The organism is Marivita sp. (genome assembly GCF_020055635.1).
Classification (GTDB): domain Bacteria; phylum Pseudomonadota; class Alphaproteobacteria; order Rhodobacterales; family Rhodobacteraceae; genus Marivita.
Genome location: NZ_JAIPUT010000035.1, coordinates 33,051 through 45,079 on the forward strand (window position 1 = coordinate 33,051; position 12,029 = coordinate 45,079).

Here is a 12,029-nt window from a genome sequence, read left to right on the forward strand (position 1 = left end):
CGGCGCGAAGTTAAAGGGATACCACAAGATGCTTTTCGGACTGGATGGGGTCGAGGTCGGTCTGATCATCGTTTTCCTCACGCTCTTTGCGGGGATCATGACGGGGTTTCCGGTGGCCTTCGCCATCGCGGGGGCCGGGGTGATTTCGTTCGCGATCATCGCCGCGCTCGACTCGGCGGGTCTGCTGATCCATCAGGCGATCGACAGGGGGTCCGCCGAATTTTCGGCGCTTGTGGCCGAGGGCGTGGCGCGGGACGCCATATCCGTCTTCCGATACCCGGACTTGCCACGCATCGAGGAACCCGTGTTCCCCGGTGGCTGGGAACAGGCGATGGAACGCAACCTGTCCTTCATCGTCAACCGGATGAACGAACGCGTCATCGCCGGGCAATCCATCGAAACCCTGCTGGCGGTGCTAATGTTCGTCATGATGGGCATCGTTCTGGAACGGTCGCGCATCGCCGAAGACTTGCTGACCTCGATGGCGCGCGTGTTCGGTCCGCTGCCCGGCGGTCTGGCGGTGTCGATCGTCATCGTGGGCGCGTTCCTTGCGGCGTCGACCGGGATTGTCGGGGCAACTGTGGTGACAATGGGCCTGCTTGCCCTGCCGACGATGTTGCGCAACAACTATTCGCCGGAACTGGCGACGGGTGTGATCGCGGCATCGGGCACCCTTGGGCAGATTATCCCGCCCTCCATCGTGATCGTCCTGCTGGGCACCCTGGTTGGCGACCTTTACGCGACCGGCCAGGAAACCCGCGCGCAGCTTGCGGGCTGCAATGATGCGCTGACCTTCCTCGGCGAACCTGCGGTTCTTTCGGTGGGCACGCTGTTCCAGGCGGCGCTGCTGCCGGGCCTGTTCCTCGCGGCGCTTTATGCGCTTTACGCGTTCGGCTTTGCGCTTGTCCGTCCCAGCAGCGCGCCGCCGGTCCAGATGGCCGGCGACACCGGCGAGGTCGTCACCCGCAACGAGGCGCTGACATGGTATCTCGCGGCCCCGATCGCGCTGATCCTCGCGGTGATCCTGGGCGCAAGCTCCGGCCTGATCGGCAGCCAGACCATCAGCGTGTCGGACTATGCCGAGCGTGCCGAGGGCCCCGCGTTGCGGACCAACGTGTCCGAGCAATGCCAGGCTGCAATGATCGACCTGCACGGCCAGGAAGCCTGGGATGCCGCTGCAACTCAGCGGGCCGACATGGCGGCGGCCGGCCAGACTGGCGAAGTTGTCGAACGCACCGAGGAAGAGCTTGCGGCCGCGCGGGTCGCGGCACGTGACAATGCCGCGCCGATCGGGTCCGGCGTGGCCACCATCTTCACGCTTCTGGCGCTGACACTGATCATCGCGCGCGGCGTGTCTCCGTCCTCCAATCCGCTTCCATTGATGATCGGCGGGGCCGGTGTCGTGCTGGCTGTCCTGTTCGACATCCTCTTCATCTCTCCGCTGACCGGGGCGGGCGCCACCTTCATGATCCTCGCGATCCCGGCGATCCTGACCTTCTACGGGGTGCGCATCGCGATGGGGCGTCTGTCGCAGAACGAACTGCTGCGCGTCGTCTTCCCGCCGCTGGTCCTGATCGTCGCGGTTCTGGGCTCGATCCTGGGCGGGATCACCAATCCGACACCCGCCGCGGCGCTGGGGGCTGCGGGGGCCATCATGCTCGCCGCCTATCGCAAGCTGAAGGAAGAGGATGGCTGGTCCAAGATCATCATCTGGGCGTCGCTCGCGCTGGTCGTGATGATCCTGCTCGGGGTCAATTTCGACCTGCGTGTTACCCGCGCGGACATTCCGTTCCAGGATTGGGTGGCCTATGTGCTGGCGCAACTCGCCTATCACTTCGCCTTCTTCGGATTGCTTTATGCGTGCTGGGTCTTGTTCCGAACGAACATCCTCGGGCCGGTGGTCCGGGAAACGGCCAAGGTGACATCGATGGTGTTCACCATCCTGATCGGCTCGCAGCTTCTGAACCTCGTGCTGATCTCGTTCGGCGGCGAGCATTACATCCAGCAGTTCCTGCGGTCGTTCGACAATGAGCTTGTCGTCTTCCTTGTGGTGATGCTGATCCTGTTCATCCTCGGCTTCGTTCTGGACTTCCTCGAGATCATCTACATCGTGGTGCCCATCGTCGGGCCGGTGATCTATGGCGGGACGCTCGACCCCGCCTGGGTGACGATCATGATCGCGATCAACCTGCAAACCTCGTTCCTGACGCCACCTTTCGGCTTTGCGCTGTTCTACCTGCGCGGCGTGGCCCCGAAAGAGGTCACCACTGGCCATATCTACCGCGGCGTCATTCCGTTCGTCGGCATCCAGGTCCTGGGTCTCGCGCTGCTCTGGCTGTTCCCGGGGATCGTGACCATCCTGCCGGATCTGCTCGCGAACTGACACCGGGCAAACGTCCATCAGAAGGCCGCCCCTGTGGGCGGCCTTTTTGCATCGCGCCGAGGTCGATCCACCCAAGGCCCGGTCGGCTCAATCCTCATTCGGATCAGCCTCTTCATCCGCCTTGGTGTCATGTTCGGTGCCCGGCTCATGCTCGGGAGGGCAATACGTCGTGTAGAGCCGCAACATCCCGGTGCCGGTATTGCGAAAATTGTGGAACTTGCCCGACGGCACGATCGCCACGTCTCCGGCCGAGATCTCCATCTCGTCATCGCCGATCCTGGCCTTGCCCATGCCGTCGATGAAATAGAGCAGCTGGTCGTGGCCTTCGTGGGTCTCGCCCCCGATCTCGCCCCCTTCGGGAATCGCCATCAGGACAAGCTGCGTGTTCTTCCCGGTCCAGATCACCTCGCGGAACTGGTCATTGCTGCGCGCCAGTTTGGCAATCGGCATCACAAGCGTGTCGCGTTCGGCCATGCTGTATCTCTCCCCTGTCTGTGCGTCAGGGAAACGTGGCGCATCGCGTTCGGTTCCAGCGGATGCAGGGCGATCCGGTGCGACCGATCAGGACCGCAGATCGGGAAGCGAGATATTGGCAACCTGTTCGGCAATCGGATCGGTCGACAGCGGATGCGTGTCGGCGGAATAACTGTCCGGCTTGCGGAAGGGCTCCCAGCCGCCGTGACGGAACAGTTCGAGCCCCGAGAACGACGCCTTGTAGCCCATCTTCTGGCTGCCCGGCACCCAGTAGCCCAGGTACACATAGGGCAGCCCGGCCTCGCGTGCGATTTCCACGTGGTCGAGGATCATGTAGGTGCCAAGGCTCTGGGCCGGAACATGGGGCGAATAGAACGAGTAGACCATGCTCAGCCCGTCATCCAGCACATCGGTCAGGCACACCGCCTCGAGCGCACGTGTCGTCTCGTCGGTGTATTCGATCACCCGCGACCGGATCGGTGTCTCCTCGACCATGGCGGCGAAATCGAACACGTCCATGTCGGCCATGCCGCCATCGGCATGGCGCGCGTCCAGGTAGGTCCGGAACAGGTCGTACTGGTCTTCGGTGGCCCAGGCGCTCGACGCGCGCCGCCGCAGGTGCCGGTTGCGCTTGATCGTGCGCCGCTGGCTGCGCGACGGGCGGAAATTCTCGACCGAGATCCGCGCCGACAGGCAAGCCGAGCAATCCGAACAGGACGGCCGGTACAGCACATTCTGCGATCGGCGAAACCCCTGTTTGGACAGGCTGTTGTTGAGCATGTCGGCAGCTTCGCCCTGAAGGGCGGTGAACAGCTTGCGCTCCATCCGGCCCGGAAGGTACGGACAGGGCTGTGGAGCCGTCACGTAAAACTGCGGCGCAAGTGGCAGCGAGTGGCGCATAAGTGTCTCTTAGTCGATATGGGTCGACCGTAGCCCAAGGCTCCGGATCAGCCAACCCCCCAGAAAAGGGGATCGCTCAGCGCTCCAGGATCAGCCGACCATTGTTGATTTCCAGCCGGGCAAAGCGGTTCAGGTACTCCATGCCCAGCAATGATTTGCTCATCTCACCCTCGTTCACGAAGGCGCGCACGCCCTGGTCGTGGAACGGCCCGACCGCGACATCGTCAAGCCGGACAGGCGCCGTGCGCACCGTGCCGTTGGCCGTCATCGCCTCGGAGTAGAAGATCATGTCATCGTCGGTCAGCCCGACCCGTTGCGCGTCATCCTGCGTCAGCACCATCCCCGTGGCACCGGTATCGACAACAAAGCGCACCGGCGTGCCGTTGATGTCCACCGTCAGGTAGTAATGTCCATCCGGACCGCGCGGCACCTCGATGCGGCCGGCATCTTCCATCACAAGCTGTTGCGGCTGAACCGTCTGCCGGATGTCGCCCCAAAGACCCGCGGCGGCGATGACGCCCAGAAAGATCAGACCCCAGACCGCGCCGTGCTGCAATGTCTTGTTCAGGCTTTGACGGTTCTGCACGAAGAACCAGAACACGAGCACGGCGCCCAGAAGCACCAGGTAGGCCAGGTTCCCGTAATCCATCGCAGACATCTTCGTACCCCGCACCGATTGCTTGGCCATGAATGTAGGTTGGCCCGGTCCGGATGTGTAGGGCCGCGTCCTAGTTGCCCAGCGCCAGTCCAAAGCCCTGGATGCCGTCAAGCACGAATTGCACCGACAGCGCGGCCAGCAGCATTCCCAGCAGTCGCGTGACAACCACGATCCCGGTCTTGCCCAGCGCCCGCTCGATCGGCGACGCGCTCAGGAACAGCAGGAAGACGATGGCCAGAACGCCCAGCATGACGCCGAGAACCGACGCCATGCCCACGCTGCCCTCGGCCTGGCCCACCAGCAGGATGATCGACGCGATCGCGCCCGGTCCGGCAATCAGCGGAATCGCAATGGGAAACACCGACGGGTCGGGCACGTCATCCAGATCGGCCTGGTCCTCGCGCCGCTTGCTGCGCCGTTCGAACAGCATGTCGAGCGCGGTGAGAAACAGCAGGATGCCCCCGGCAATCCGGAACGCGGGCATCGAGATCCCGATGAAGCCCAGAACCTGCTCGCCGAGGAACGCGAAGAGAAACAGCAGCCCGGCGGCGATCACCGTCGCCCGTATCGCGATCGCGCGCCGCTGCTGCGCGGTCATGCCCGGTGTCAGGGCGATGAAGATCGGCGTCAGCCCGATCGGGTCGATCACCACGAACAGCGTCACGAAGGCGGATATGAGGAAAGCGGGATCCATGCACGATCAGCTACCCTCCGCGCGAAGGGCTGGCAACCCCGCAGGCCTCGCGGCCGCGCCGGGGTCAGGGCGCTTCTGCCGTCTCCAGCTTTTCCAGCGCCTTCTCCCACAGCGCCTCGGCGCGGTGCAGCCCTTCCATGACCTCGGCGTATTTCTTGTTCCATGTCGCAAGCTCACCCTTGCGCGCGGTCTCGTAGAGCGCCGGGTCGGCCAGCTTCTTGGCCAGCGTCTCGCGCATCGCCTCGATCTTCTCGACGCGCGCCTCGCATTTGCGCAGCTCGGCCTTGAGCGCCAGAACCGTGTCGCGGTCGGGCCGGGCAGGGCGCGCGGGCTTGGGCTTTTCGGCCTTCGCGGGCTTGTCCGAGGCCAGCAGCATGGCGCGGTAATCATCCAGGTCGTCCTCGTAGGGCATGACATGGCCGTCCTTCACCAGCCACAGCCGGTCCGCCACCATCGACAGCAGGTGCATGTCGTGGCTCACCAGGATGACCGCGCCGGAATAGGCGGTCAGCGCCTCGACCAGCGCCTCGCGGCTCTCGATGTCAAGGTGGTTGGTGGGTTCGTCGAGGATCAGCAGATGCGGTGCGTCCAGTGTCGCCAGCAGCAGCGACAGCCGCGCCTTTTGCCCCCCCGACAGCTTGCCCACCACGGTCTCCGCCTGCGCCGCCATCAACCCGAACCCCGCCAGCCGCGCCCGGTGCCGGGTCGGCATCTCGTGCGGTCGCGCGCGGCGCAGATGCTCCAGCGGCGTCTCGTCGACATGCAGCTCGTCGACCTGGTGCTGGGCAAAGAACCCGATCCGCAGCTTCGACGACCGGGTGATCCGTCCCGCCATCAGCGGCAACCTGTCCGACAGGAGCTTGGCCAGCGTCGACTTGCCCTGGCCGTTCTTGCCCAGAAGCGCGATCCGGTCGTCCTGGTCGATCCGCAGGTCCAGGTTGCGCAGCACCTCCGTGTCGCCATAGCCCGTCACACCGTTCTCGACGCGGATGATCGGTGGCGACAGCTCGTCGGGCTGCGGAAAGGTGAAGACCCGCTTGGCGATCTCCTCCGGCGCGCTGACCATGTCCATCCGCTCGATCATCTTGAGCCGCGATTGCGCCTGCTTGGCCTTGCTCGCCTTTGCACGGAACCGGTCGACAAAGCTCTGCAGGTGGGCCACGCGCGCCTGCTGCTTCTTGGCCACCGCCGCCGCCTGCGCCCGCCGTTCCGCGCGCTGCCGCGCGAACTGGTCATAGGGGCCCTGGTAGTAGGTCAGCTGCCGGTCTTCCAGGTGCAGGATGGCGCCGACAGCCCGGTTCAGCAAGCCCCGGTCGTGGCTGATCACGATCACCGTGTAGGGGTATCTCGCCAGATAGCTTTCCAGCCACAGCGCGCCTTCAAGGTCGAGATAGTTGGTCGGCTCGTCGAGCAGCAACAGGTCGGGCTGGGCAAACAGCACCCCCGCCAAGGCCACCCGCATCCGCCAGCCACCCGAAAAGGCCGAACAGGGCATCAGCTGCTCGGCGTCGTCGAACCCCAACCCCTTGAGGATCGACGCCGCCCGCGCCTCGGCGGACCAGGCGTCGATATCCGCCAGCCGGGTCTGAACTTCCGCAATCCGCGCGCCGTCGGTCGCGGTCTCCGCCTCGGCCATCAGCGCCGCGCGCTCGGTATCGGCCTCCAGCACCGTGTCGAGCAACGACACGTCCGATCCGGGCACCTCCTGGCTCACGCCACCGACCCGCGCCCCGCGCGGCACCGAGATCGCGCCGCCCTCCAGCGCCAGTTCGCCCCGGATCAGGCGAAACAACGTGGTCTTGCCCGCCCCGTTCGGGCCGACAAGGCCCACCTTGTGCCCGTCCGGAATGACCGCCGTGGCGCCCTCGAACAAGGGACGCCCGTCAACCGCATAGGTGATATCTTCGATCTTCAACATGGCACGCCCCTTACCAACGCCGGACAGAACAGGCCAGCGCCCATCTCTTCTCCGGTTCAGAAATATCCCGGGAGTTTGAGGGCAGAGCCCTCAAATCCCTGCGCAGCAGGGATAGGAAAGCCCTTCCAAGGGCTTTCCAACGTGAAACCTCCATGCTAACCGGCGCTCCAAACACACACCCAACTCACGGAGCGACCAGCATGGCCCTCGAACGTACCTTCTCGATCATCAAACCCGACGCCACCCGCCGCAACCTGACCGGCAAGATCAACGCCAAGTTCGAAGAGGCAGGTCTGCGCATCGTCGCGCAAAAGCGCATCCACCTGACCAAGGCACAGGCCGGCAAATTCTACGCCGTGCATTCCGAACGTCCGTTCTACGACGAGCTGTGCGAATTCATGGCGTCCGAACCGGTTGTCGTTCAGGTGCTCGAAGGTGAAAACGCCATCGCCAAGAACCGCGAAGTCATGGGTGCCACCAACCCCGCAGACGCGGCCCCCGGCACCATCCGCGCCGAGTTTGCCGAATCCGTGGGTGAAAACTCGGTCCACGGCTCCGACGCACCGGAAACGGCGGCAGAAGAAATCGCCTTCTTCTTCTCGGGTCTCGAACTGGTCGGCTGACCCGTAGGGTGCGTGGTCACACGCACCGCTCTTGCCAGCAAGGCCGGGCATCTGCCCGGCCTATCTTTTTTGCCCGACCCCGATCTCGTCCAGAAATCGCTCGATCCCCGAAGGCACCCCGTCGACACGCTCCGCGACCTCGGCCTTGATCGCATCGAACCGGACCCGCAGCGCGGTCTTCTCAGAACCTGTGCAGTCGTTCCAGGGCCGACCCTGCAAGCCCATCACCAATACAAAATAGCCGATGAAATGCGGCCGCATCCCCGAAAGCAAAAGCCGCCGGTAGGCTTCGTCCGCGCCGATCTCGCGCAAAGCCTCTGCCGACCCGATCCCCGCCTTGGCGCAGGCTGCGTCCATCGCGGGTCCGAGGTTGCGGATCGACGAAACCGGTTCTGCCATCACGCCGCCTTGGCCAACCCGCCCGCAAAGGCGCACAGGGTGCGCAACGCCACCTCGAACCGGCTGTCCTCCAGCGTCATCGCCACGCGGACATGCCCGGCGGCAGACTGACCAAAGCTTTCCCCCGGCATGACCGCGATGCGATGCGCGTCGAGCAAGGCATTGGCGAAGCCCTCACCATTCATCCCGGTGCCGCGCACGTCCAGCATCACGTACATCGCGCCCTGCGCCGGGATCATCCGCACCACCTGCTGCGCCGCGAGAACCCGTTCAGCGATGGCCCGCCGCCGCCGGAACGGCTCTGCCACGCGCCGCTCCAGATCGGCCCCGGCGCGCAATCCGAAAAGCGCGGCGTCCTGGATATAGCCCGGCACCCCGTAGGTGGTGTTGGTCGCCAGATCGACAAGACAGGTGATGGCGTCCTCTGGCCCGACGATCCAGCCGATCCGGCTGCCGGTCATGGCGTGGCTTTTCGACATCGACCCGATCACCAGCGTGCGCTCGGCCATGCCGGGCAGGGCGCGGGGGCTCAGATGGGCGCCCTCCCAGACCTGGCTGTCATAGACCTCGTCCGAGATCAGCCACATGTCCCTTGCGGTCACCACGTCCGCGATCTCCTGCAACGTGGCGCGCGGATAGACCGCACCGGTGGGGTTGTTCGGCGTGTTGATCAGAAGAGATGCGGCGCCTTCGCTGGCGGCCTCCAAAGCACTCCGTTCGGGCAGGAACCCCTGCGCCGACCGTGTCGCCACCGCGCGCGGCACCGCGCCCGCGGACCGCACCAGCCCGGGATAGGTCGCGTAATAGGGATCGACATGAAGCGCCACATCGCCGGGCGCGCACACTGCCATATGGGCCGCGAACAGCCCCGCCTGTCCGCCGGGTGTGATCAGCACGTTCTCGCGGCGCGTCGGCACACCTGACCGCGCCTGCACCCTTGCTGCAACTTCATCGCGTAACGCACTGATTCCCGGAACGATCGCATAGCCGGTATGGCCGCCCCTGGCGCTGTCATACATCGCGCGCAGGATCGACGGGTCGGTGCCGATGTCATGCTCGCCGATGGTCAGTTCGGTCACCGGCACACCTGCCTCGACCATGGCGCGGGCCCGGTAGAAAACATCCCACCCGTCCGATCCGTCGCCGTTGAGCGTGGTGATGCGCTGTGAAAGTGCTGGCATGGAGACCTCCGAAACGTCTGCCCCCTTCTGCCCAGTCCTCGGGGCAAGGTCCAGTGCCCGCGCCCCTTGAACCTCTCCGCGCAAGAGGTCACCTTTGGTCTGAGCAGGAGGCCGCAATGCCGCATGACCACGCGCATCATCACATCGATCCGAAAGCCGGCGATGGCCGCCTGATCGGGGCGGTTGCAGTCAATCTCGGACTGACGGTCGCGCAGATCATCGGCGGCATCCTGTCCGGCTCGCTCGCGCTGATTGCCGACGCGCTGCACAACCTGTCGGACGCGGCGTCGCTGGTCATTGCCCTGATCGCGCGCAGGATCGCCCGCAAGGGGGCCACCGCGACCATGACCTATGGCTATGGACGGGCCGAGGTCGTCGCGGCGCTGGTCAACTACACCACGCTGATCCTGCTGGGGATCTACCTTTGCTACGAAGCGGCGCTGCGGCTTTTCGATCCGCACGCCGTCGATGGCTGGCTCGTGGTGATCATCGCCGGGATCGCGCTTTTGGTGGATCTGGTGACAGCGGCGCTGACCTGGGCGATGGCCAAGGACAGCGTCAACATCCGCGCGGCCTTTCTGCACAATCTCGCCGATGCGCTGGGATCGGTTGCGGTGATCGTCGCGGGCACGCTGATCCTGCTCTTTGACTGGCAGATCATCGACCCGCTCGTCACCTTCGGGATCGCAGGTTACATCCTGTGGATGTCGTTCTCCGAGATCGGCGGCGTGATCCGCATCCTGATGCTGGGCAGTCCGGCGGGCATCGACACCGACCGCCTGATCGAGGACCTGCGGACCGTGGACGGGGTGCAGGATATCCACCACGCCCACCTGTGGCAGATGCAGGAACACGAGCCCGCGCTCGAGGCGCATGTCGTCGTGGCCCCGGGCCGCTGGAGCGATGCCGACCGGATCAAGGCCGCGCTCAAGGACAGGCTGGCCGGGGCCGGGGTCGGCCATTCGACACTGGAACTGGAATGCGCGCGCCATGCCTGTACCGATTCCCAGCGCATCGGCCACTCTTGACGGATCGCCGGGGCGCCGGGTATGTCACGCGCATGACCCGTATCGCAACACCCCTCTGCTGCATCATCCGCTAATCCATCTGGCGGGCCGGTCTTCTATTCCCATATCGAAGTGAAGTTGCTACTCCCGCCGCAATCCGGCCCGCGAGGAGCATCCATGACCATCCAACTGACCAACACCGCGACGCGCAAGAAAGAGCCGTTCGTCCCGCTCGATCCGGAAAACGTGCGGATGTATGTCTGCGGGCCCACCGTCTATGACCGCGCGCATCTTGGAAATGCGCGCCCCGTCATCGTGTTCGACGTGCTCTACCGTCTGCTGCGCCATGTCTACGGTGCGGATCACGTCACCTATGTCCGCAACTTCACCGATGTGGACGACCGGATCAACGAAACAGCCCAAAAGCGCCGCGCGGCAGGGGCGGATGGAACGCTTGAGGCGCTGATCCGCGAACGCTCGGACGAGACGATCAGCTGGTATCACGCCGACATGGACGCGCTTGGTGCATTGCGCCCCGATCATGAGCCCCGCGCGACCCAATATGTTGACCAGATGATCGCCTTCATCGAAGACCTGATCGCCAAGGGTCACGCCTATGCCGCCGAAGGTCATGCGCTCTTTGCGGTGGATAGCTGGCCCGAAGGTTATGGCAAACTGTCCGGCCGGTCGGTGGACGACATGATCGCCGGTGCGCGGGTCGAGGTGGCCCCCTACAAGCGCAATCCGATGGATTTTGTGCTTTGGAAACCTTCGACCGATGATCTGCCCGGATGGGACAGCCCGTGGGGACGGGGCCGTCCCGGCTGGCACATCGAATGCTCTGCCATGGCGCATGAGTTGTTGGGCGAAACGTTTGACATCCACGGCGGCGGCAACGACCTGATGTTCCCGCACCACGAGAACGAGATTGCGCAGAGCAAATGCGCGGGCCACGGGTTCGCGCGCTATTGGCTGCACAACGAGATGTTGCAGGTCGAGGGAAAGAAGATGTCCAAGTCACTGGGCAACTTCTTTACCGTGCGGGATTTGCTGGACGGCAATTGGACCGGTGGTTGGAAGGTTCCCGGAGAAGTCATCCGCTTTGTTTTCCTTTCGACGCACTACCGGAAACCGATGGATTGGACTGCTGACAAGGCTGAGCAAGCGAAAGAGGCTTTGGAGAAGTGGGCACTTTTCACCAAAGACGTCAAAGCCTCTGATAGCCTACCGTCAAAGCTTATCGAGATATTATCGAACGACCTCAACACACCCGCAGCTATTGCTGAGTTACACAGAATGAGTAACAGCGGCGAATATGAAGGGCTCAAATCTGCCTTGAAATTCCTGTCTTTAGAATTGCCACTGAGTGAGACTGACGCTGGCGTTTTTGATTTCTTAGTTGAAGGCGAAACAGTTAAATCTTTGATCGAAGAATTGATCCAAGAAATGCAAAAGGCGCGTGCGGAGAAAAATTTCAGTCGATCAGATGAGATTCGCGATGCCTTCAAAGAGGCAGGAGTTTCAGTTCGTTTTGAGAAGAATGGTGAGACGATCTATAAGCGCGAAGCGAATTTTCAGGTAGCTCCGCTTGAAAAGGTTGCTTCGAAATGAACCCGCACGGCTCGACCCATTCAGCCCGGGCGCACGCCGGGCAGCCCTCGGCAAACTGCACCACCCTTCGTAGGCCGGGCTTATGTCCGGCACCGGCGCCCTTACTTCCCCGGATGACCCGATGACCAAAACCCGCCTCACTCTCTACGACACCACCCTGCGCGACGGGCAGCAGACGCAG

General features: G+C 63.9%; 11 protein-coding genes. 4 read left to right on the top strand and 7 right to left on the bottom strand.

All coding sequences use genetic code 11. The features are described from left to right. Positions 1-28 precede the first annotated feature (28 nt). Positions 29-2,383, top strand: coding sequence for a TRAP transporter large permease subunit (locus LCF60_RS15730; RefSeq protein WP_292293038.1), 2,355 nt, complete (start codon positions 29-31; stop codon positions 2,381-2,383). An 87-nt stretch (positions 2,384-2,470) separates the two neighbouring features. On the opposite strand, the gene LCF60_RS15735 is transcribed toward LCF60_RS15730, so the two are convergent. The 5 genes from LCF60_RS15735 to LCF60_RS15755 all read right to left on the bottom strand — a co-directional run bounded on the left by LCF60_RS15735 (position 2,471) and on the right by LCF60_RS15755 (position 7,027). After that, positions 2,471-2,857 carry a cupin domain-containing protein gene (locus LCF60_RS15735; protein WP_292293039.1) on the bottom strand — a complete coding sequence of 129 codons (387 nt, stop codon included), beginning with the start codon at positions 2,855-2,857 and terminating at the stop codon, positions 2,471-2,473. An 87-nt stretch (positions 2,858-2,944) separates the two neighbouring features. Then, on the bottom strand, positions 2,945-3,757 hold the full coding sequence (locus tag LCF60_RS15740; RefSeq protein WP_292293040.1) for an arginyltransferase: 813 nt from the start codon (positions 3,755-3,757) through the stop codon (positions 2,945-2,947). Positions 3,758-3,833: 76 nt separating this feature from the next. Then, positions 3,834-4,415, bottom strand: a complete 582-nt coding sequence (locus LCF60_RS15745) for a TIGR02281 family clan AA aspartic protease (RefSeq protein WP_292293051.1) — start codon at positions 4,413-4,415, stop codon at positions 3,834-3,836. Positions 4,416-4,485: 70 nt separating this feature from the next. After that, a complete protein-coding gene (locus tag LCF60_RS15750; RefSeq protein WP_292293041.1) occupies positions 4,486-5,109 on the bottom strand; it encodes a MarC family protein in 624 nt (207 codons plus the stop codon). Positions 5,110-5,173: 64 nt separating this feature from the next. Continuing rightward, positions 5,174-7,027, bottom strand: a complete 1,854-nt coding sequence (locus tag LCF60_RS15755) for an ABC-F family ATP-binding cassette domain-containing protein (RefSeq protein ID WP_292293042.1) — start codon at positions 7,025-7,027, stop codon at positions 5,174-5,176. 200 nt (positions 7,028-7,227) lie between these two features. Here LCF60_RS15755 and ndk point away from each other — a divergent pair, with 200 nt between their 5' ends. Further along, positions 7,228-7,650, top strand: a complete 423-nt coding sequence (gene ndk, locus LCF60_RS15760; protein ID WP_292293043.1) for a nucleoside-diphosphate kinase — start codon at positions 7,228-7,230, stop codon at positions 7,648-7,650. 60 nt (positions 7,651-7,710) lie between these two features. On the opposite strand, the gene LCF60_RS15765 is transcribed toward ndk, so the two are convergent. Beyond that, positions 7,711-8,049, bottom strand: coding sequence for a TfoX/Sxy family DNA transformation protein (locus LCF60_RS15765; protein WP_292293045.1), 339 nt, complete (start codon positions 8,047-8,049; stop codon positions 7,711-7,713). Next, the gene (locus LCF60_RS15770) at positions 8,049-9,230 is read right to left on the bottom strand and encodes a pyridoxal phosphate-dependent aminotransferase (RefSeq protein ID WP_292293046.1); all 1,182 of its coding nucleotides are present in this window, start codon (positions 9,228-9,230) and stop codon (positions 8,049-8,051) included. The genes LCF60_RS15765 and LCF60_RS15770 overlap by 1 nt, the downstream gene beginning before the upstream one ends. A gap of 116 nt (positions 9,231-9,346) precedes the next feature. On the opposite strand from LCF60_RS15770, the gene LCF60_RS15775 reads away from it, so the two are divergent. Then, a complete protein-coding gene (locus LCF60_RS15775; protein WP_292293048.1) occupies positions 9,347-10,258 on the top strand; it encodes a cation diffusion facilitator family transporter in 912 nt (303 codons plus the stop codon). 156 nt (positions 10,259-10,414) lie between these two features. Beyond that, complete coding sequence (cysS, locus tag LCF60_RS15780; RefSeq protein WP_292293049.1) at positions 10,415-11,848, top strand: cysteine--tRNA ligase; 1,434 nt, start codon at positions 10,415-10,417, stop codon at positions 11,846-11,848. Positions 11,849-12,029 lie beyond the last annotated feature (181 nt).

What these genes read in the sequence shown, in the direction of transcription:
- LCF60_RS15730 (WP_292293038.1), top strand. Translation starts at nt 29, where the DNA reads ATGCTTTTCGGACTGGATGGGGTCGAGGTCGGTCTGATCATCGTTTTC.
- LCF60_RS15735 (WP_292293039.1), bottom strand. Translation starts at nt 2,857, where the DNA reads ATGGCCGAACGCGACACGCTTGTGATGCCGATTGCCAAACTGGCGCGC.
- LCF60_RS15740 (WP_292293040.1), bottom strand. Translation starts at nt 3,757, where the DNA reads ATGCGCCACTCGCTGCCACTTGCGCCGCAGTTTTACGTGACGGCTCCA.
- LCF60_RS15745 (WP_292293051.1), bottom strand. Translation starts at nt 4,415, where the DNA reads ATGTCTGCGATGGATTACGGGAACCTGGCCTACCTGGTGCTTCTGGGC.
- LCF60_RS15750 (WP_292293041.1), bottom strand. Translation starts at nt 5,109, where the DNA reads ATGGATCCCGCTTTCCTCATATCCGCCTTCGTGACGCTGTTCGTGGTG.
- LCF60_RS15755 (WP_292293042.1), bottom strand. Translation starts at nt 7,027, where the DNA reads ATGTTGAAGATCGAAGATATCACCTATGCGGTTGACGGGCGTCCCTTG.
- ndk (WP_292293043.1), top strand. Translation starts at nt 7,228, where the DNA reads ATGGCCCTCGAACGTACCTTCTCGATCATCAAACCCGACGCCACCCGC.
- LCF60_RS15765 (WP_292293045.1), bottom strand. Translation starts at nt 8,049, where the DNA reads ATGGCAGAACCGGTTTCGTCGATCCGCAACCTCGGACCCGCGATGGAC.
- LCF60_RS15770 (WP_292293046.1), bottom strand. Translation starts at nt 9,230, where the DNA reads ATGCCAGCACTTTCACAGCGCATCACCACGCTCAACGGCGACGGATCG.
- LCF60_RS15775 (WP_292293048.1), top strand. Translation starts at nt 9,347, where the DNA reads ATGCCGCATGACCACGCGCATCATCACATCGATCCGAAAGCCGGCGAT.
- cysS (WP_292293049.1), top strand. Translation starts at nt 10,415, where the DNA reads ATGACCATCCAACTGACCAACACCGCGACGCGCAAGAAAGAGCCGTTC.